Genomic DNA, 16724 nt, shown 5'->3' on the forward strand with positions numbered 1-16724 from the left:
GGGAAAACGTGACCATGGCACAACTGATCGAGGCGCTACGCTCGACCGCCGCGATGTGGCGAGCAGGCAACTAGGAACACCGTGATAGCGTCGTTCTGGTGTGGGAAGGTAAGGTGTACGGCTGGAAGATTGAGCTGCGTGATCCGGCCAGCGAACGCCCAGGCGCCTACGCCGTGGACAAAGCCGGGCTGGTCTTCAAGGCCGAGGGCGGCGACGACAACGGTGCCAAAGCGTGGATCGCGGTTGACCCAGACCGACAGTAGGAAAAATCGACCGATGTACCCCAAAGCCCCGGCCTTTCGGGGTTGAGTACGAACGCGGATTTCGCGTCAGAGATTGGAGAACAGAACGTGGCAGATACACGCGATGAGCTGACCAAGGCCACAGGCATCACTTCTGACGTGGTAATGGAGATTGGAGCTTATTTTAGCGCCAAGGACATGCGCAGCGTGCAGACAGGTTTAACCACTGCAGCCCGCGAGCTACGCGCATTCACGCAGCACCATTCGCTGCTCGGACGCCTTGGTGAAAAACTTTCTCACGAGCAACGCGAGCTGCTGAGTAACGCGGCAGCCCTCTTGGATTCGGTTAAGTACAACGTTGAGCATGCCAAAGAGCGCAAGGACCGCGCAGAGAAAGCCATGGCCAAAAAACGCCACCAGTGGGAGCGGGAAGCCGAACTGCTGGTAAAAGCGAAATTCTCTCTCCCCTGTGACACAGTAGCCGAACAGTTGAAGATTCTGGAACTGCACCTAGTCGCTGAAGTGGTGCTAGGAGAAACGGTATATTTACCGAGCCACCAGGCGTTGCGCAACGCGATGCAGGAACAAGCGCCGCGCTGGGCCAATCACACGACCGCGCAATGGCATCGCAGTAGGGTTTCCAGTTTGTTGTCAGATATTCAATCATCCCTCCGCTACTACCTCAGCATGGATCTGAAAATGACCCCAGGACAGCGGCTGGAAGAGGTACAGCGTAACTTGGACATGCAGCGCGCCGAGATTCTCGCCAGGCCTCAATGCGTCGAAACGATGCGTGTCTGGGGTGATGCGCTAAAAGGCGCTGCCTTCATCACCAGCGTGATGCCGCCGAACAGCACTACTCGATAGGAAATAGTCGCCCGTTGCACCCGAAGCCCTGGCTTAAAAAACCGGGGCCGAGGACGTAGAGATAGGCGCGATTCCCGCGCCCAGGATCGAGCAGGGAAAACCATATGACAAACTATCTTGGCTGGGAGACAGCCACCTCTCTGCTGTTCGCCTACGAAAGCATGGCGCTTGCCCATAGAGACACATTGAGAAGGGCTAGCGCAGGTGGCGCTGAACCGCATGCTCACTTCAGCTACATGCACACGTTCGGGCTGCTCATTTTGAATGCATCCTTTGTCGAGGGGACTGTCCGTACCATCCTCACTGAAAGAGTGAAGACCGACTTGAACGAAGCGGTGGAACGTGGTTCACGCGCTGGCCGCACCGAGCACGATTCTCCTACCCGCCTCCTGCAGAAATTTCTGATTGAGTTGGAGAGTTCCGGGGGATGGGACAATCTTGTAAAGACAGCAGGTGTTTCTTACTACGGCGCGGCGCTTGACTCTGAAATCGACAAGGACGTGAAGGAAGGGATCAGCGTCCTTTTCACCCTGCGAAATGTGCTCGCCCACGGGACCGCCCTCATCCAGCCAAAAGTCACCATGACCGCCGACATGAAGGACGTTTACCCCTACACATGGCAGTCCAAGATGCATGGTGTTGGGATGTACCTTGAGCGCCACTTCGGCAAAGGCGGAATGTTCGAAAACCTGGCGCACCCTGACGTGCCCGAACACTTCATCGATGTCACGAAGGCATATTTCGAACAACTTGCGCCAAAGTTCGCTCCTCTCCCGGAACGGGCGCAGAAGACCGTAGATATGTTACGTGGCTATAACTTCGGTTTCATCAACTACACCCGTTAGGTGCACCGGAAAGAGATTGAGCGAAACAACTGATACGTTGCAAGCCAACCTCGACAAGGACGCCCAGCGACTCGTTCGTAGGTACCGGGAAGCTCGTAAAAGGTTTTGAGACGCCAGAAACCTAACGCGGCCAGAAACACGGTTACAAGATGCGCTTGGCAGATATGAACGATGCCGCCGCTGATTTGGCATTGTGGATTGAGGTGATTGCTGAGCAGCAGGAGCAAGCTAAGAACTGAAAGGAAAACGTGACCATGGCACAACTGATCGAGGCGCTACGCTCGACCGCCGCGAAGTGGCGAGCAGGCAACCAGGAACACCGTGATGGCGTCGTTCTGGTGTGGGAAGGTGAGGTGTACGGCTGGAAGAATGAACTGCGTGATCCGGCCAGCGAACGCCCAGGCGCCTATGCCGTGGACAAGGCCGGGCTGGTCTTCAAGGCCGAGGGCGGCGACGACAACAACGGTGCCAAAGCGTGGGTCGCGGTTGACCCTGACGGATAGTCGGAATAATCGACCGCTTTACCCCAAAGCCCCGGCCTTTCGGGGCTAAGTACGAACGCGGATTTCGCGTCAGAGATTGGAGAACAGAACGTGGCAGATACACGCGATGATACGCCGGAAATTCACTGGTGGGATCGGGGTTCATGCCGTTCGGTACTCATCGAGGCCACAGTCGCCAAGGATGCAGCAAGCAAGCTGCGCGAAACGCTGGCCCGTCTGTGGGGGTGGGTGCTGAATCCATCAACTGGTCCAACCTTCAGTCCGAGGAAGAGTTGATGGCCGATCCCTTTGCGAAGGATCTGGAAGGCGATCAGCGATTGTTCATTGCGGGATGGTCGGGAAAACCGCTCCTTGAGAATGGCGAAGGTGCGTCGGGGGCACCCATTTTTCTGTTGTCCCGAGAGTTGAATCGAGTGATGAAGGCCTACCTCGATCTGCCCCGCAAGTAAGCCTAGGAAAACGACCGATGATGACGATGAAACCGCTTTGTCTTACCTGCGATCGCTGCGGCACCAGTCAGCCAACAGCACGCAGCTATTCGACTGCAGGTGTTCGTTACACGTTGTGTGATCCTTGCCGCGAGGAGTTTGATCGTCCAGCGACGCCGGATCGTCCTCGCGAACAACGTGATATCTCTCTCGATTGGCTGTTCTGAAGTAGGAAAATCTCACCAGGTACACCCAAGCCCAGTACCTGCTGGGCAGCGGTATTCGGTATTGACTCCCTACCACCATGAAATACCAACGTTGGGAGAATATCCCACCGCAAGATACTGATCTGGGTATTTCGCAATCACAAACGAACGTCCTGCTCCGAGCCAGGTTCACTTTGTGGCGGTGGTCGGAGGGAGCAGGGCAACCATGACAAGATTTCAGGTGGCGTTATTGCCGGCTGGAAATGAATGCCTATGGTTGCACGCAGAGTTAACGTTCGCGCTATGCCGAAGCTGGTTCCTTGAAAACCGGTCCTTCATGGGGGTTCCGGGCCAGATGCAAGTTCAGGGCAAGAAAAAACATCTCGCATAGAGCTTCGATGGACAGCGGCTGAACACCGGTGGCCGCTGCCGGCCGCATGTGTCGAACGCCTTTCTTATCCAGCCAGTCGAACACCACAAAGTGCAGTCCAGGGACCGAATTGAGCGGAGGCAAAGCTTCCCAGGTACGAGTGCTCCGTGCGTATAGAAGCTGGGCCGCAATCATGTGCTGGTGCAGATCGATCTTGGAGGCAGGGTCTTTGATCGCATCGAATTCGGCAATGGCCCCGGCATAGATATCCCACGGCTCGAATCCAGGGCCTTTGGGGATTTCAAACGGGAACTTGCCATCTCGATAAGCGCTTAAGTACAGCTGTGAAAAGAGGCGAGGGCCGCTGTCGTGGCTAACGGAGTACAGCCATACAGGTACGGCGGTTTCCGCTGCCTCCGGTGGTGGGAGGTGCGCCTGCCAGCCTGCCGCATTGGCCAGCTGTTCGAAGCGCTTCTGTGTCTGGCGTTTGATGTCGTCCATTTGATACCTCAGAAATTGGGCCGGTGCCCGTTGTGGTGAGGCTATTGGACAATTCCGGTTAATGTGCCAGAAGCGGTGTTATTCCGTTTATTGCCTAGCTCGGCAATGCCGCCAGGACACTCAAAGGCCGAGGCACACGTTCGAGTCGTCCGCCCAGTCGAAAATGCGCGCAAGCAGTTGATTGAGGTCGTCGATATGCGTATCTGCACAGTCCCCCGGGAATCTATGAGGCGTCATTGCCTCCAGACGCTCGACGATATCGCACAGCTCCATGTCAAAATCGTTGAGTCCTTCAACCAACCAGTCTGCCGGCGCATTTGCACGGATGGTGGCGGCCATGCGATGCGCCTTGCTGGCGCAAGCGGCCGCGGAGCGGTCAATCTTTCGCTCGCGGGTAATTATCCTGAGAGGAATGGACCATCTCGCTGTCGGCCGGTGGCTTACCCGTGGGGACACAACAACCAGGCTGATACTCGGCCGTGGTTGGTTGTGCCTTGCGCCTTTGCTTTGCGTCGTTTGTGTCATATGTAGCACTCGTTCAAGTCCGACCTACAGCAACCAATTTCCGGCGTGCTTGGGTTCCACATAACCGAAGTGGTGCTTCAAACGGTGACGTACATGGAACAGCGTAACGTTCAGAGCGACCATCTCTTCGTTCTCCTGGCTGTTGGGAACGCTGACCCGGGATTGAAACTCGGGATTGGTTTCCATCTCGGCCGCCTGGCGATCGAGGTCACGTAGACGAAGCTTGAGTAATTCCTGGGTTTGCTCTTTCAAAACACCGTCGTGCGCCTTAATGAGACCGGCTTGCGCAATCACGGCACAACTACGCACAAAATGGTGTGGGTGCTTCAGCATCGCCTGGCGCAGATCCTCCGAACAGGCGCCCCAGTGGTCGTCAGCGAGGCGGCACAGGCCGCCTCGATCCAGGCCTGAGGCATCCGCTTGGGAGATGGAGCGCCGAGTACTCAGCTCTTGAATGAGCTCCTCGCGGGTTTCATACAAGATGGTGTTGCGCGATAGAGAGTTGGGTTGTTGAGTTGATGTTTGCATGGTTGAACTCCTTGGTTAGTGAGCAGATCTTCATCCAGCCCCACCCGTGCCTCCACCCCTTGCTTGGGATATAAATCTGAACACGCAGGGACGATTGACGGCTCTATTCCCCAGGAGCTTTGCTTGAACAGTCTGATTGTCGTTTTGGATACGAAGTAGATCTGGAGTCGTAAGGCGGGTCAGCCGTTTTTGGCCGTTTACGCCCCGCTTAAGCGGGGCGCTGAGAGATCGATTACACCATTTCGTTGGTCACGTAGGCCGCTTGGGTGAGGTGATCAGCCTCTCCAGCTTGGGAAACCGCGCCGGGCAAATTCAAGGCGCGATATACGATGTAGCCGTCAATGGTTTCCTTTTTCAGCAGCTGCTCGATCACCGTTTCAACCGCTTCGCTGTGTTTATTGAGTAGCCCCTGGCATTTGGCATCCAGCTCCTGGAGGACTTTGTTCACCAGGTTCAGAGTACTGGTTGCGTCGACTTCGATACCTGCCTCACGCAAAACTCCCAAGCTGGCCAGGTCAGCGTACGGGCCCATGCCGAAACTGCTCACCATCGTCAGCGCGATACGGGTGGCTTCCTCAAGGTCTTTGGCTGCGCCGGAAGACGTTTCGCTTTTGTACACGAGCTCCGCGGCGCGGCCGGCGAGCAACATGACTATTCGGTTCTCCAAATCTGACTTTCGGTGCAGACGCTTGTCCTCAAGGGGGATGATCAGCGTTACCCCCAGCGCCTGGCCGCGGGGAAGAATGGTGACCTTGTCGATGTTGCCGACCTTAAGAAGAGCGCCAACAACCGCGTGCCCTGCTTCGTGTACTGCAATAGTGTGTCGATCTTCATCCGAGTAGGAATTAAATCCCGTTTGCTGCTCACCGATTCGGTGGTTCTCGATGGCATCAACTACGTGACGCTCCTCAATCGTGGAGCAATCCTCACGTGCTGCCAGGATCGCGGCGTAGTTGGTAATTGCGGCGATCGCCGCGGGGGTGAGACCCATGCAGGTCGAGGCCAGTCGACCGACGTCCATCGGGGTGACGTTCCGCAATTTACCCAGGTAATGGGTCAAGAGCTTTTTGCGGTCCTCCATGGAGGGCAACGGCACAACGATGGTTCGATCAAATCGACCTTCGCGACGTAGTGCTGGATCGAGCGATTCGGCAAGGTTTGTCGCCCCGATCACAAACACGCCTTTGGAATTTTTAAAGCCATCCATTTCTATGAGCAGTTGGTTGATGATTCTATTCTGCTCACTTTCTCCAAATCGTGGTTCAGAGACGCGCTTGGAGATACCCTCGATCTCGTCGATGAACAGAATGCAAGGAGCCTTCTTCCGGGCCTGCCGGAAGAGGTTGCGCACCTTCATGATCCCCATACCCATCCACATGCTTGAAAAGTCACTTCCACTGGCGGTGATGAAATTCATTCCGCATTCGGTGGCCAAGGCCTTGGCCAGTTGTGTCTTGCCCGTACCAGGTAGGCCAGTCAGCAGAACACCGCGGGGGGCTTGAGCGCCCAACGCTTCATATTGCTCTGGGTGCTTGTGCGCCCTGGTGATGTCTAGCAATGCACGCTTTGCCTCCTCGCAGCCGATCACATCGTCGAACGTGACGCCGGTTACCTTCCTTGGCGTGCGGGACGGAATAAAGCCTTGGACCATTGGGTAGAGCGTGACAAGGATGAAGATGATGAACAATAAGCGCATCACCATGTCGACGGCATAACCTGGCGAGACATCGGCCGACGATCCGAAGGACGCGTGGCCTTTCATCTCGGAATATTGGAATTGAGGTGGAGTGTCGTTTAGGAAGCGATCGTAGAGTTGCCGGTTTACGAATCCGTATTTGTCGTTGATCGCATATTTGCTTCCATCCTTGAGGGTGACGTACAGGTTTTCTTGCCCTGAGACAGCTTCCGCGATATTCCCTGCATGCATGTCGTCCACGAACGTCGAAAACTTAGCTTCGTGTTCTGTCCATGGCTTATCGTCCTTTTGAAGCGCTTTGCCCATGGTGGTGATGGTGCCATCATCTACGACTACCGCGGGAGCGTGGTGTTTGTAGATCCAGATGCCAACAAGAAGCACAACCTGAAGGGTTACGAAGAGAATGCATTTGGCAATTCGGCTTCGCAAAATTGCGGCTGCTCGAGCTTTGATTCCCACTTTGGACATGCAGTCACCCTGGTTCAATTTCGTGTGTCCCTGACTTGCAGGACGCCTATCATTCGGCGTTAAAAGTACCGTGCTGAAGGGCGCCTGCAAGCCAAAACAAGGACCAGAAATTCACAGAAATCGCGGTGCGAGTAGGTCGTAGACGGGGGCATTCGTGACTTGCTGGTTAATTGCACAGACTTGACCAATCATTTGCATCGAATTTGGCCATGACCAGCAAAGAGCGACCATCTTCTGTCACTCGCAAGCTAACCAGTGACCGAATTTAGGTAGAACCCACTTTAAGGTAGTCAACTTCCAATGCCCCACGCTGAGTCGAGCTTCTGGAATGTGGTGGTACCCAGCCGAGCTTGCACCGCAGAGCGGCTTGCTTTTGTTATCGTTTTGTCTACCTTACATGTGAGCCCCAGATTAATTCGCGTTTCGGAAGCTACCTAATATTCCGTCAAAGCGGGAACGCGAATATCAACTCAGATCGCTCTCTTGCGGGGTAAGGCGACGTCACCGCTTCAGGAGGTAATATGCCTGAATCCACTCAATCTACGCAGCCAGCGTCCGGGCGAGCTGAAACAACCGGCGCGCCTCCACTTCCGGTTGAAGAAAGTACAAGCCGAAAGGCGTTTATAACGACAATAATTTCAATATTTTTAAGTCCGATTTCGGTTGCACTCGGATTCTATCTAAACCACAGCCTTCAGAAACCTGAACTTTTTATTGAAAGTATCGAGCAAACCTATTCCCTGCAGTCGCACATAATTCCGGAATCAGTTATTTCATCGCTTCACTCATTGCCTTGGCTGGAGGCGAAAATCCGCGACGTAATTACCCAAAAAGAACTGATGAAGGGCGATGCGACTTGCGTTGATTGGCTTGACGGAAACCCTTGGAAGGACTCGTGTTTCGAAACAGTTATTGCCGTATCTAGAGGCTTACAGGGGAGCCTGACAGCGGTGTCATCTTCTCCTATGCCGCGAAATATGGCGGATGCAATTCCAACGCCTGGCCAGATACAAGAATTTAATGCAGCATTAAAGAATTTAACAACTTGGCTATCAATGGCTAGCGCTGATACCAAAGAAGTTCGTACCGGTCAAATGTGCTTTTCAGTCAATATTTTAAACTCTGGCGACTTTGATGGCGTTGTTTTTGATTACGGAAAATTGATATTGCCGAAAGGAGAGCTCTCGATTTATGCTGAGAAATTCACCGTGATCAAGGCGCATGGTTACAAGCAAGTGGATTTTTGCTTTGGAGAGCCTGATGAATCTACAAAGACGGTGCAAACTGCTTGGGAAGACTCAATCAAAGCACATGAAGAAACACCATTTGAAATTGTTCTTTCCACAGGTGACAAGACCTCTTTAAGCATTAAATCGCAACTTTGGTAAAAGTAGCTATGAATATCAAAGTAGTGTCCATTGTTCCAACCAAGTTACTTAACGAGCCAAAGCCCGTGTATCGCTCTCTGAGTACGTACAGTGGTCTGGTCCGGAGCATCGCCGCGGCATTTGGACAAGTGCATGTTCTTCAGCGCCAGCACCAGGCCCGAGATGTCCTTGATTTTTTTGGCTGCTTGGAACTCCGTCGTCAAGCGATCAGTCAACCCAAACATGATTGCCTGTACCTCTGGCATTGATTCGTCAGCCCACAAGTCTTCGAAATCCAAATTCAGGCAGTTGAATCCAAGAGTCTCGCCCAATGAGCTCAGCCACTTTCCGTAACGCCGCAGGAACAGCGGTACCCCGACATAGTGGTTTCCGGATATGACTTGGTGCCAGCCGTTCAATTGGTTCGCGCTGATGCACTGCAGCATCAGGCTTTGGATATCTGGCGCACTGATCTGTTGACCAGTTGAATGGAGTGCTTTCGATAGCTCGAGGGAAAGCAAGGAGAGATCTACAAAGTGGTGAACAACTAGACGTTGTGCCCAGCTGGCGCGCGCTTCGATTGATAGGTCGAGCATGGGAATCTCCACAGTTACATCTGCATCACGAAGTGTGCTTGGGGCTGACACGGAGCGGACAGCGTCGGATCAAAGCATCCGCGACGCGCGCGGACAAACTAGTCAGGTTTGTTCCACGTTTCACGACTGTCCCTGGGATTGATCAGGCGCGGGTGACGTTTTCGAAACAACTCTTGTGGAACCACTGGCCACCCACCAGCAGTTGCTCGTTGAAGACATCCTTAACTTCACCTACTCCTGGGACGTTGTCTCCTACCGCGTACTCGCGGGTAGGCAGAGGAAATCCGAACACTGCATGGCCTCCGCGAAGTTCCTGGGGGCGGCTGATGGACCATTTCCGACGCAGCTCCTGAATCGACGTTTCGTCACTGAACGTGGTATTGGCCACATATTCGGCATTGTGCAGCCACATCGCGTGCGACATGCCGTCGAACCTGGTCCGGGAACCGTTGTGGTTATCCTGCAGTACGCGTTCGGCCGCCTTGAGGAGGCCGGCCAGAGTTTTGTAGTTGGTTGGGTTCGACATAATGCCTCCACTGGGATAGAAGGCCCTGGAGAGCCTGAGTGGAGGTATCGTCACGCACCCTGGAGGGTGACAGAACCCCAGGCCAAGAATTATGAGCGCGGGCTGTATGCGCAGGCTGCGCCGCATGGTCACTTACCCGTACGGTCGATGAGATTAAGAGTAGTCTTGGCCGGCACTGGTAGTTCATCCAAAACCACCAGTGCCTTGGCATCGGTAACCTTGATCGAATACTGCTCGGGGTCCCGACAACTGAGGCTCTTTGCCTTCAGCAGCCATTGAGCTTTTGGGGTGCCTGGGTTGATTAATGTCAGGAATGCAACGTAGCCACACCGCGGATTGGAACCGACCACCTCCAGTATCACAGGCTGGGTCATCCCCTCGATGATCTTCCTGTCGTTGATGACCTGGATTGCTTCTGCGCTGGCGGCACCGACAGCGAGCACCAGTGTCAACGCTACTAAAGCCGCCAAGAAATGCAGCTTACTACCTCGATACGCCGCCGGCGTTTCTTCTGTGTTTTGGTGGTGGAGCCTCGAGTTGCCAGGCATCCATTACTCCGAGTGATCGACGGGAGGTTTTTTCAGGTGCAGCGTGACAGGACCTTCACGCGTATTCCCAGTGATTTGCCCGTCGAGCGCGGCGATCTCTTGTTTGGTCAGGTTCTTCCACTTCGCAATGTCCCATTCTCCATTTAGGACACCCGTCGGGTAGAGCGCGCAGGTGCTACCGCGGCTATATCCACGCTCTTCCAGCCAGTCACTGCATGCGTGCAGAGCTTGGAATGGAGCCTCACCAGTGAAGGTTTTCTTAAACGTGCTCATCGTCGGCCTCATGGGTTACGAGTCTAGGAGACTTGGCGGGCGCGCCGGTTACGACTTTCGTCAGATCAGATGAAATCATGTCAAGCCTGCTCCTTAGCTGAGTGGTCAAGTTGGAAGCCGTTTGCGGTAGCCCACTTCCGGGCATCGAGCTTGGAACGAAAATCTTTAGAAACCGATTTCCAGATTCGACTCTGCAGAACCGCGACATGCCAGGTGCCAGTTCCTTTACTGCGAAATAATTCGGCAGTCTTTGGAAGGGGGACTGGTCTAAAAAGCTTTCTGTAGGCACGCATGGCATTTGAAATGCCCGTTACCAAGTCGTCAGGCAAATACTGCGGGCGTGATTGGCACCGTGAAAGAAGGTTGTTTTGCTCTGTCAGTAACTCGCTTTGCGCGGCAATTTGGCTACGCAGCTCCAATTCGGTTTCTGCGGCACGCTGCAATGAAAGATCGCGTGAATGCAGAAGTGCCAAAGCTTCAATCTCCAAGCCAGAGCCTTTGCCGAGCTGGCTGTAGATGTCCAGAATTTCTTCATCGGTGGCGTGCTCTTCCCAGCGCAAGTCGCTGATCAGGATACTGGGCACTGCCCCTTTGCCGGCACCTTCGAGTACGCGGACACTAACCCGATGGGCATCTTTGAGCTCGATAATTTCTACCCAGCGCTTGCCCAGTTCTCGCGTCTGGGCTCTGTGAAATACGCGATCGCCGCGGCGCGCCGGCTTCCCTTCAATCTGGAACAACTCGGTCATGTCCAATTCCCCTTGGAGCTAAATTCGATGCACTGATGATGCATCGACACCGCTCGTGCCAGCACCTCAAGGAGAATTTTCGTCAAACTGAGGAGCGAGCGAAAACCAAAACGGGGTGTGTTTTTCCAGGGGATTGGGGTAATGAGGGAGATGAAGTTTGGAACCAAGGGCGATCAATTTGTCGCCCGCTGTGATTTGAGGATGTGGTAGCGAGTGGCGCGGCTTATGCGATTGCTTTGTTCAGTCCACCCCCGTTTGGGGTTGGAACGGATGAATACTACTTACCGATCGGTCGCTCACCCATGACGCGCCAGAATTTTATTTCGCCGTGAACCATACCATTGGAAATCAGAAACTCCGTTGTATTGCCCGGCCCAGACTCCCAAGCGGGCTCAGTCCACTCATCGACCATCAGGTATGTCCATGGCCTAGCTAGTCGGCTTTCTTCGACCCACCCGCAGCAGCCTGGATTGTCTACCACGCGGTAGTAGAGTTGGGCGTCTTTTACCGTTACGAACCCTCCCAGTGCAATTAGAAGAGCGCTGATGATTAGGGCGCTTGTTAGAAGTCCGGCTTTCACCAGGGCAACTCGCGGCGTTGCTGTAGGCTCTTCAATAATGGGGAGCTCGCTCCCCGGCCGAGGCCGCTTAAGATCCGAAGGGTTGGAGTCTTCTGGTGGCTTAATCGGGCAATTCATCATCCACAACACAAATCGTTTGATCGGGGCGAAATTGGTTTGCCCGCGGGCCCAGATTCGATCGCCTCTCACATCATGCTTCAGCCGAATAAAGGCAGCGCGCTCATCTCTAAGCGCCGAGTGAAAGTCAGCGCATTTTCGCAGTAGCTTTGCGTACTTTGCGGGTACCACCAAATCGCCGACGCTTGGAGCTGAGAAATTGCCGTTAAGTACCTCCGTACCCAGGGCTGGAGCCTTGTGCTTGTCACTGCCCACCAAAGCGAACCCAAAATTCATGTAGAAGAGGTTTCGCTGAACGCGAGCCTCGTCGGTCTTGACTGTGTTATCCGAGAGGGTGCCCGGAGCAATGCTGTACGAATGCAGCTCGGATTTATGCAGCCAGTCGATGACTTTGGCCATCAGGGCCGGCCCCAATCCGCTGCCTTCCGGGTACATTTGGATTTGGCCGACGGGTCCAAACATCACAGTCCTCGTCTTGTGACATACAGCGACTGAAATTGAGTTACCCCAAGGGTGAAAGGGAGAGTTGGTAACGCCTGATTTCTCTGCCCTGGCACGAAAAAGATCATACCCCAAGGATGGATCTGATCCCTTGCCAGGAAGGTTGCATTGCTCGATGCCTACAACAAGCAGTGCCTGTTCTCGCTTCTGCGGGCGAGACTCAAACAGGAAAAACTCTTTGAGCACGTACGGGCTTTCGAGGTTAGTTGCGACACCTTTTAGGTCGTTAAGGCCGGACATTGGTATTCCAGATTCAATACAGGGAGAGCCATTGGCTATGGCGATTATTATTCACTAAGGCGAGGGGAAATGCTGCTTACCCAAGGCATCCATCGGCATAGTTGAGCTGCTGCCAGGTGGTTACGTTTCGATCATCCCAGTCCTGACCGAAGCAAACGCTGACGCGGTTGCAGATTTGCTCTCTCAAGCCATCGATAACGATTTTTCCTTTTCCCAGGAACCGGCCAAAAAGCGCACGTTGTTCCGCTGCGGTGAGTTTCCCGGACCAACAACCCCAGATGCTGCCGGTCTTATCCAGCAGGAATAGGGCCAGGTTTCCTGCGTGGTCTTGGTTTTCCATCGAGTTTTCCCTTCAAATGTTGAACGTCTGGCTGGTAGTCACCGTCCCGGCCGTCGCTGTGATGAGGAAGTGTCGGTTTCCGAAATAAATGCTAAATTCCGGAAATAGCTGCGACTACCAAGACAGAAAAAAGCCCGCAGATGCGGGCCGGTGGTGTACAGCGGATTTTTCCTATCCAGAATTCAGTTCAGATACGCCTTCGCAAACAGGGTGTCAGGCGTGGATAGCAGCCAAACAAAAACAGCACATACCAAGGCCAAAATAAGCCCGAGCACAGCGGCAATTTCCTGACCTTTGAACATGACTTCCGACCGCTTCGCGAGCAAACCCGGACAGCAGAAGGCGAATACCATTAACCCGAGGGCTACTAAAAAGCTGAGCAACACATTCATCGCAGATTTCCCTCAATTCGGGACGTAGTTGCGTGAGCACTTGCAATTTTGCTCGTAGAACGCAACTGCTTCTCTGTCAGGCATGTTGGTAGGGCACGGTTGCAGCGTTTTGGCCCTGTGGATGCAGGCACAGCCTTCCTCGAAATACTCGCGGTTGAGCCTGAGCCGTTCTTGCTCAGCCTGCTCAATCGACTTGGACACCTCCGGCAAAAAGCTTTTGCCTTTGCCGGAACCAGCGCCTTCCGCCAGTTTCACAGTCACTTCTTCGCCGGTTGCGGTTTTCATTTTTACGATAGTCATGCTGTTTTCCCGGATCATTTCTTGTAGAGGCGAACCCACTCGATAATCTCATCCAACTGGCGGTTATCCAGCTGGGCGCAGTTCGCGTAGATCGCGGCGGCGACGTGGCCCTGGTGCTGATCGGTTGATGAGCCAATGCCCTCATTATCCCGCATGCCTTGCTGGCCGTTCTTGTAACGGCGGACCCATTCGATAATCTCCTCCAATTGGCGGTTATCCAGTTGGGCGCAATTCGCGTAGATCGTGGCGGCGACGTGGCCCTGGTGCCGTTCGGTCGATGATCCAATACCCTCCTTGCCGCGCATGCCTTGCTGGCCATCATCGGTCAGCACCCGCTCATTGGCGGTTGTCACAAACTGGTTGGCCTGGATTCCCATGCTCTGTTCTCCCTGCTCGATCATGGACGCGGAAATCGCCTCCTTGTACTGCCGCAGCCCAGCGCAGGGCTGGGCTTGGGCGGTACCGCGTTTTCCTCGGTAACGGCGTGGGTCACCCCTGGGCTTCACGCAGATTTTTGGCATTGAAGCCACGAGGAAGACGGTTCTTTTCACCCAAGTCTCCCAGTCGAAGCGCCCAAGCGTCCTTCCAGCCCAATCCAGACCGTCTATCGGCAAGCTGCTTTGTAAGCTTGTCGAAGAACTCTGTTTTCCCTTTCGCGACTTCTGATTTCATGCTGATTTCTTTCCTTCATTCGGCGATTTGGCCGGTTACCAAATCCGCGTATCGTGTGCTCGGCCTGCCGATCTTGCAGGGGATCGTAGGGCAATCAACCTGGTCGCACGGGGCATCGCTACCCCCGCAGCTACTGCATTGAGGCACCGGCACCTGCTTGGGAGTGGCTACCCATTCCCTGTACAGGCCTTCCGGGTTTTTCTGGCAGTCACACCCCTGCTCAAATGTGGCATGCATGCGCTTGCAGCCGATGCACTCATAGATCACTTTGGAGACTGGCATGGCGGCGTTTTCCGTGATTAAACGCTTGTCGAAACAGGCGCAAATTGTTTGTCATTTTCGGGGAGTGCCGTGAAGACCACCCCCGGCTGGGACAAGGCTGTTTTCAATTCAACTGCATTGCCAGTTTCGGACCAGTAGCCCCGCAAATAGCTGAGCGAAACGCCAACTAATTCAGCCGCCTTTTTCTGACTCGATGCAGCAACGATGGTGCGAACCTGCTTGCCCTTTACCATCGTTAGCCCACCAAAAACTTTCAGTGCCATGTTCGTTTTCCCTTAACTGATTAGCTTCTGGCTGGGGTCGGAGTTCTTGGCCGTATCCGCCAGGTCGTGCAGCGTGGCGCAGTTCCCGCAGGACAGGTACACGGCGGGGAACAGGTCACCATCAATGTCTGTGCCTTCGGGGGCAATGCGGTATGACCACATATCGTTGCAACCACAGTTGCCGCAAATCAGGTGGAGCCGTGCGCGTGCCATGTCGTTTTCCCTTAACACTTGTATGTGCGACGGATGCCATACCATAACAGCGCAAGCGCGGTGGTGAATGCGCCTGCCGCCCAACCAAAGTGGCCATCAGCTCCCGCTATGGCTGTAATCACACTCAACACGCCAACAGCCATTCCAAGGGGCAAGTTGGTCACAGCAACGGTTCGTAGGGGTCGGGCATTCGCCTCCACTTCGTCGTTCACCACATCGATTATTTTTTTCATCTGCGTTTTCCTCTGCTACTCGATCAGCACTTGAATGCGGGCAAGTACATCGTCCATCACCACCTCGGGAACCGACTCCACCCGCTTGGCGCCACGGGCCTCAAGGTCAACAGTGCGGATCTGATTGCACAGCACCACACCTTGAGTCTCGGTACCGGAACCGCTCAGCGGTACGGCAAACCCGGCATACCGGGCAAAGTCGCCGCCCTTGGTGATTGGCGCGATCAGGGCCAAGCCCGAAACGTTAAAGGCCGCAGGCGAAATGATCAGCGCCGGACGAAAATCGCCCTGCTGCTCGCGGCCAGCGGTGGGGTTCAGGTTCAGGCGCACAATATCGCCCCGGTTAAATTTGGTCCGCTTCACGCTTCACGCCCTACTGGGGGCATGGAATTCCACCCGGCCAGTTCGGCAGGCTCCGGCGCGGACAAATCGCACTGCGCCATCAGGTCGGCCAATTGGTAATGCGGTTTTGCTCTCGCAGGTTTGAGGGTCATTACCTCGGCGGAGACATCGAGTTTCAGCACATCGCCGCTGACCAGATTCATGAGCTTGAGCACAGCCGCAGGCAGACGAATCGCCGCGCTGTTGCCCCACTGCTGGACTTTGACTTCCATAACAACCTCCTAAAGCGTAGTCTCATTGTAGATACACAAGGTGTGAATTGCAACAGAATTGTATAAACATAGTATCTACAATGCATCCTCAAATGCACGCTTAACCGAGGCTTGATCCACGGTTAGATACTGCTTGCTGTCATCCAGGGATGCGTGGCCTAGAAGGGTCTGGACAACTTCCACATCACCAGTCGCGGCCAACACCTTGGCGGCAAGCGAACGCCTGCCACTGTGCGACGACCCTCCTTTGATGCCCGCCTGACGATACAGTCGGCTGAACGTTTGTTGTAGGGTGTCGCAGCACCTGTACACCTCCGGCCCGCTGTCCAACATGCGATGCTTAAATGCCAGCTCATAAGCCTCGCCTTTGAACGTCGTGACCAGCTTTGAACCTGGGCGAAACCCCCGGTACTCATCCACACCTGAAAGCCCCCAGCCGCGCTGGTGCCGCACCGCAAGCCAGTTGTCCAGGGCGGCAAGGCAACGGGGGTGGGTCAGATACACGTTTCGTGCACGGCACCTTTAGTGATTGCAGATCGCAAATACACTTCGGGCCGCCACGATCCGCTTGGGTAGAGAACGTCGCCAATCTCCAGCTGGGCAAGCTCGGTCACACGGATGCCGGTTGTGTGCGTGACCCAAATCAGCATCACGTCACGCTCAGGCATACGGCCTGTAACGCTGGCTACTCGAATGAGGTGTTTGAACTGACCAGGGCGAAGGGATGCGGCTTGGCGTG

Annotated in this window: 26 protein-coding genes and 1 pseudogene; 6 read left to right on the plus strand and 21 right to left on the minus strand. The window is 54.6% G+C overall.

Features of this window, described 5'->3' with window-relative positions; translation table 11 throughout:
* Window positions 1-14 precede the first annotated feature (14 nt).
* The 5 genes and pseudogenes from ACQKP2_RS01295 (at window position 15) to ACQKP2_RS01315 (ending at window position 2906) form a co-directional block, all read left to right on the plus strand.
* Window positions 15-263 (plus strand): annotated as a pseudogene (locus ACQKP2_RS01295) (antirestriction protein ArdR).
* An 87-nt stretch (window positions 264-350) separates the two neighbouring features.
* Window positions 351-1109, plus strand: coding sequence for a hypothetical protein (locus tag ACQKP2_RS01300; RefSeq protein ID WP_427573748.1), 759 nt, complete (start codon window positions 351-353; stop codon window positions 1107-1109).
* 104 nt (window positions 1110-1213) lie between these two features.
* Window positions 1214-1954, plus strand: a complete 741-nt coding sequence (locus ACQKP2_RS01305; protein WP_427573750.1) for a hypothetical protein — start codon at window positions 1214-1216, stop codon at window positions 1952-1954.
* Window positions 1955-2208: 254 nt separating this feature from the next.
* The gene (locus ACQKP2_RS01310; RefSeq protein ID WP_427573751.1) at window positions 2209-2457 is read left to right on the plus strand and encodes an antirestriction protein ArdR; all 249 of its coding nucleotides are present in this window, start codon (window positions 2209-2211) and stop codon (window positions 2455-2457) included.
* 143 nt (window positions 2458-2600) lie between these two features.
* Window positions 2601-2906: a hypothetical protein gene (locus tag ACQKP2_RS01315; protein ID WP_427573752.1), complete on the plus strand. Its 306-nt coding sequence runs from the start codon at window positions 2601-2603 to the stop codon at window positions 2904-2906.
* Window positions 2907-3392: 486 nt separating this feature from the next.
* On the opposite strand, the gene ACQKP2_RS01320 is transcribed toward ACQKP2_RS01315, so the two are convergent.
* From ACQKP2_RS01320 to ACQKP2_RS01335, 4 genes are all read right to left on the minus strand, one after another.
* Window positions 3393-3962 carry a hypothetical protein gene (locus ACQKP2_RS01320; protein WP_427573754.1) on the minus strand — a complete coding sequence of 190 codons (570 nt, stop codon included), beginning with the start codon at window positions 3960-3962 and terminating at the stop codon, window positions 3393-3395.
* 120 nt (window positions 3963-4082) lie between these two features.
* Window positions 4083-4301 carry a hypothetical protein gene (locus ACQKP2_RS01325; RefSeq protein WP_427573756.1) on the minus strand — a complete coding sequence of 73 codons (219 nt, stop codon included), beginning with the start codon at window positions 4299-4301 and terminating at the stop codon, window positions 4083-4085.
* A 210-nt stretch (window positions 4302-4511) separates the two neighbouring features.
* The gene (locus tag ACQKP2_RS01330) at window positions 4512-5015 is read right to left on the minus strand and encodes a hypothetical protein (RefSeq protein ID WP_427573757.1); all 504 of its coding nucleotides are present in this window, start codon (window positions 5013-5015) and stop codon (window positions 4512-4514) included.
* 232 nt (window positions 5016-5247) lie between these two features.
* Window positions 5248-7179: an AAA family ATPase gene (locus ACQKP2_RS01335; protein WP_427573759.1), complete on the minus strand. Its 1932-nt coding sequence runs from the start codon at window positions 7177-7179 to the stop codon at window positions 5248-5250.
* A 521-nt stretch (window positions 7180-7700) separates the two neighbouring features.
* Here ACQKP2_RS01335 and ACQKP2_RS01340 point away from each other — a divergent pair.
* On the plus strand, window positions 7701-8567 hold the full coding sequence (locus tag ACQKP2_RS01340) for a hypothetical protein (RefSeq protein ID WP_427573761.1): 867 nt from the start codon (window positions 7701-7703) through the stop codon (window positions 8565-8567).
* A gap of 44 nt (window positions 8568-8611) precedes the next feature.
* Here ACQKP2_RS01340 and ACQKP2_RS01345 read toward each other — a convergent pair whose 3' ends face one another.
* The 17 genes from ACQKP2_RS01345 to ACQKP2_RS01425 all read right to left on the minus strand — a co-directional run bounded on the left by ACQKP2_RS01345 (window position 8612) and on the right by ACQKP2_RS01425 (window position 16489).
* The gene (locus ACQKP2_RS01345; protein WP_427573763.1) at window positions 8612-9142 is read right to left on the minus strand and encodes a hypothetical protein; all 531 of its coding nucleotides are present in this window, start codon (window positions 9140-9142) and stop codon (window positions 8612-8614) included.
* Window positions 9143-9284: 142 nt separating this feature from the next.
* A complete protein-coding gene (locus ACQKP2_RS01350) occupies window positions 9285-9668 on the minus strand; it encodes a hypothetical protein (RefSeq protein ID WP_427573765.1) in 384 nt (127 codons plus the stop codon).
* A 128-nt stretch (window positions 9669-9796) separates the two neighbouring features.
* A complete protein-coding gene (locus tag ACQKP2_RS01355; RefSeq protein WP_427573766.1) occupies window positions 9797-10216 on the minus strand; it encodes a hypothetical protein in 420 nt (139 codons plus the stop codon).
* 3 nt (window positions 10217-10219) lie between these two features.
* Entirely contained in the window at window positions 10220-10489 is a 270-nt protein-coding gene (locus ACQKP2_RS01360; RefSeq protein ID WP_427573768.1) for a hypothetical protein, read from the minus strand.
* Between the two features lie 80 nt (window positions 10490-10569).
* A complete protein-coding gene (locus tag ACQKP2_RS01365; protein WP_427573769.1) occupies window positions 10570-11238 on the minus strand; it encodes a hypothetical protein in 669 nt (222 codons plus the stop codon).
* Window positions 11239-11515: 277 nt separating this feature from the next.
* Window positions 11516-12676: a hypothetical protein gene (locus ACQKP2_RS01370; RefSeq protein ID WP_427573771.1), complete on the minus strand. Its 1161-nt coding sequence runs from the start codon at window positions 12674-12676 to the stop codon at window positions 11516-11518.
* Window positions 12677-12752: 76 nt separating this feature from the next.
* On the minus strand, window positions 12753-13016 hold the full coding sequence (locus tag ACQKP2_RS01375) for a hypothetical protein (RefSeq protein WP_427573772.1): 264 nt from the start codon (window positions 13014-13016) through the stop codon (window positions 12753-12755).
* 182 nt (window positions 13017-13198) lie between these two features.
* The gene (locus tag ACQKP2_RS01380; protein ID WP_427573773.1) at window positions 13199-13408 is read right to left on the minus strand and encodes a hypothetical protein; all 210 of its coding nucleotides are present in this window, start codon (window positions 13406-13408) and stop codon (window positions 13199-13201) included.
* Between the two features lie 12 nt (window positions 13409-13420).
* On the minus strand, window positions 13421-13708 hold the full coding sequence (locus tag ACQKP2_RS01385) for a hypothetical protein (RefSeq protein ID WP_427573774.1): 288 nt from the start codon (window positions 13706-13708) through the stop codon (window positions 13421-13423).
* A 14-nt stretch (window positions 13709-13722) separates the two neighbouring features.
* Window positions 13723-14109: a hypothetical protein gene (locus tag ACQKP2_RS01390; protein ID WP_427573775.1), complete on the minus strand. Its 387-nt coding sequence runs from the start codon at window positions 14107-14109 to the stop codon at window positions 13723-13725.
* Window positions 14110-14197: 88 nt separating this feature from the next.
* Complete coding sequence (locus tag ACQKP2_RS01395) at window positions 14198-14380, minus strand: hypothetical protein (RefSeq protein WP_427573776.1); 183 nt, start codon at window positions 14378-14380, stop codon at window positions 14198-14200.
* Window positions 14381-14679: 299 nt separating this feature from the next.
* Window positions 14680-14925, minus strand: a complete 246-nt coding sequence (locus tag ACQKP2_RS01400) for a hypothetical protein (protein WP_427573778.1) — start codon at window positions 14923-14925, stop codon at window positions 14680-14682.
* A 12-nt stretch (window positions 14926-14937) separates the two neighbouring features.
* Window positions 14938-15087, minus strand: a complete 150-nt coding sequence (locus ACQKP2_RS01405) for a hypothetical protein (RefSeq protein WP_427573780.1) — start codon at window positions 15085-15087, stop codon at window positions 14938-14940.
* Between the two features lie 62 nt (window positions 15088-15149).
* On the minus strand, window positions 15150-15371 hold the full coding sequence (locus tag ACQKP2_RS01410; protein ID WP_427573781.1) for a hypothetical protein: 222 nt from the start codon (window positions 15369-15371) through the stop codon (window positions 15150-15152).
* Between the two features lie 15 nt (window positions 15372-15386).
* Complete coding sequence (locus ACQKP2_RS01415; RefSeq protein ID WP_427573783.1) at window positions 15387-15734, minus strand: type II toxin-antitoxin system ChpB family toxin; 348 nt, start codon at window positions 15732-15734, stop codon at window positions 15387-15389.
* A complete protein-coding gene (locus ACQKP2_RS01420; RefSeq protein ID WP_427573784.1) occupies window positions 15731-15985 on the minus strand; it encodes an AbrB/MazE/SpoVT family DNA-binding domain-containing protein in 255 nt (84 codons plus the stop codon). The genes ACQKP2_RS01415 and ACQKP2_RS01420 overlap by 4 nt, the downstream gene beginning before the upstream one ends.
* Before the next feature lie 75 nt (window positions 15986-16060).
* On the minus strand, window positions 16061-16489 hold the full coding sequence (locus tag ACQKP2_RS01425; RefSeq protein WP_427573786.1) for a tyrosine-type recombinase/integrase: 429 nt from the start codon (window positions 16487-16489) through the stop codon (window positions 16061-16063).
* Between the last annotated feature and the right edge of the window lie 235 nt (window positions 16490-16724).

The organism is Pseudomonas sp. NPDC089569 (assembly GCF_050280625.1).
Taxonomy (GTDB): domain Bacteria; phylum Pseudomonadota; class Gammaproteobacteria; order Pseudomonadales; family Pseudomonadaceae; genus Aquipseudomonas.

Bases quoted from the DNA above. Each gene is read 5' to 3' on its own strand.
- ACQKP2_RS01305 (WP_427573750.1), top strand. From the start codon at position 1,214: ATGACAAACTATCTTGGCTGGGAGACAGCCACCTCTCTGCTGTTCGCC.
- ACQKP2_RS01310 (WP_427573751.1), top strand. From the start codon at position 2,209: ATGGCACAACTGATCGAGGCGCTACGCTCGACCGCCGCGAAGTGGCGA.
- ACQKP2_RS01315 (WP_427573752.1), top strand. From the start codon at position 2,601: ATGCCGTTCGGTACTCATCGAGGCCACAGTCGCCAAGGATGCAGCAAG.
- ACQKP2_RS01320 (WP_427573754.1), bottom strand. From the start codon at position 3,962: ATGGACGACATCAAACGCCAGACACAGAAGCGCTTCGAACAGCTGGCC.
- ACQKP2_RS01325 (WP_427573756.1), bottom strand. From the start codon at position 4,301: ATGGCCGCCACCATCCGTGCAAATGCGCCGGCAGACTGGTTGGTTGAA.
- ACQKP2_RS01330 (WP_427573757.1), bottom strand. From the start codon at position 5,015: ATGCAAACATCAACTCAACAACCCAACTCTCTATCGCGCAACACCATC.
- ACQKP2_RS01335 (WP_427573759.1), bottom strand. From the start codon at position 7,179: ATGTCCAAAGTGGGAATCAAAGCTCGAGCAGCCGCAATTTTGCGAAGC.
- ACQKP2_RS01340 (WP_427573761.1), top strand. From the start codon at position 7,701: ATGCCTGAATCCACTCAATCTACGCAGCCAGCGTCCGGGCGAGCTGAA.
- ACQKP2_RS01345 (WP_427573763.1), bottom strand. From the start codon at position 9,142: ATGCTCGACCTATCAATCGAAGCGCGCGCCAGCTGGGCACAACGTCTA.
- ACQKP2_RS01350 (WP_427573765.1), bottom strand. From the start codon at position 9,668: ATGTCGAACCCAACCAACTACAAAACTCTGGCCGGCCTCCTCAAGGCG.
- ACQKP2_RS01355 (WP_427573766.1), bottom strand. From the start codon at position 10,216: ATGCCTGGCAACTCGAGGCTCCACCACCAAAACACAGAAGAAACGCCG.
- ACQKP2_RS01360 (WP_427573768.1), bottom strand. From the start codon at position 10,489: ATGAGCACGTTTAAGAAAACCTTCACTGGTGAGGCTCCATTCCAAGCT.
- ACQKP2_RS01365 (WP_427573769.1), bottom strand. From the start codon at position 11,238: ATGACCGAGTTGTTCCAGATTGAAGGGAAGCCGGCGCGCCGCGGCGAT.
- ACQKP2_RS01370 (WP_427573771.1), bottom strand. From the start codon at position 12,676: ATGTCCGGCCTTAACGACCTAAAAGGTGTCGCAACTAACCTCGAAAGC.
- ACQKP2_RS01375 (WP_427573772.1), bottom strand. From the start codon at position 13,016: ATGGAAAACCAAGACCACGCAGGAAACCTGGCCCTATTCCTGCTGGAT.
- ACQKP2_RS01380 (WP_427573773.1), bottom strand. From the start codon at position 13,408: ATGAATGTGTTGCTCAGCTTTTTAGTAGCCCTCGGGTTAATGGTATTC.
- ACQKP2_RS01385 (WP_427573774.1), bottom strand. From the start codon at position 13,708: ATGACTATCGTAAAAATGAAAACCGCAACCGGCGAAGAAGTGACTGTG.
- ACQKP2_RS01390 (WP_427573775.1), bottom strand. From the start codon at position 14,109: ATGATCGAGCAGGGAGAACAGAGCATGGGAATCCAGGCCAACCAGTTT.
- ACQKP2_RS01395 (WP_427573776.1), bottom strand. From the start codon at position 14,380: ATGAAATCAGAAGTCGCGAAAGGGAAAACAGAGTTCTTCGACAAGCTT.
- ACQKP2_RS01400 (WP_427573778.1), bottom strand. From the start codon at position 14,925: ATGGCACTGAAAGTTTTTGGTGGGCTAACGATGGTAAAGGGCAAGCAG.
- ACQKP2_RS01405 (WP_427573780.1), bottom strand. From the start codon at position 15,087: ATGTGGTCATACCGCATTGCCCCCGAAGGCACAGACATTGATGGTGAC.
- ACQKP2_RS01410 (WP_427573781.1), bottom strand. From the start codon at position 15,371: ATGAAAAAAATAATCGATGTGGTGAACGACGAAGTGGAGGCGAATGCC.
- ACQKP2_RS01420 (WP_427573784.1), bottom strand. From the start codon at position 15,985: ATGGAAGTCAAAGTCCAGCAGTGGGGCAACAGCGCGGCGATTCGTCTG.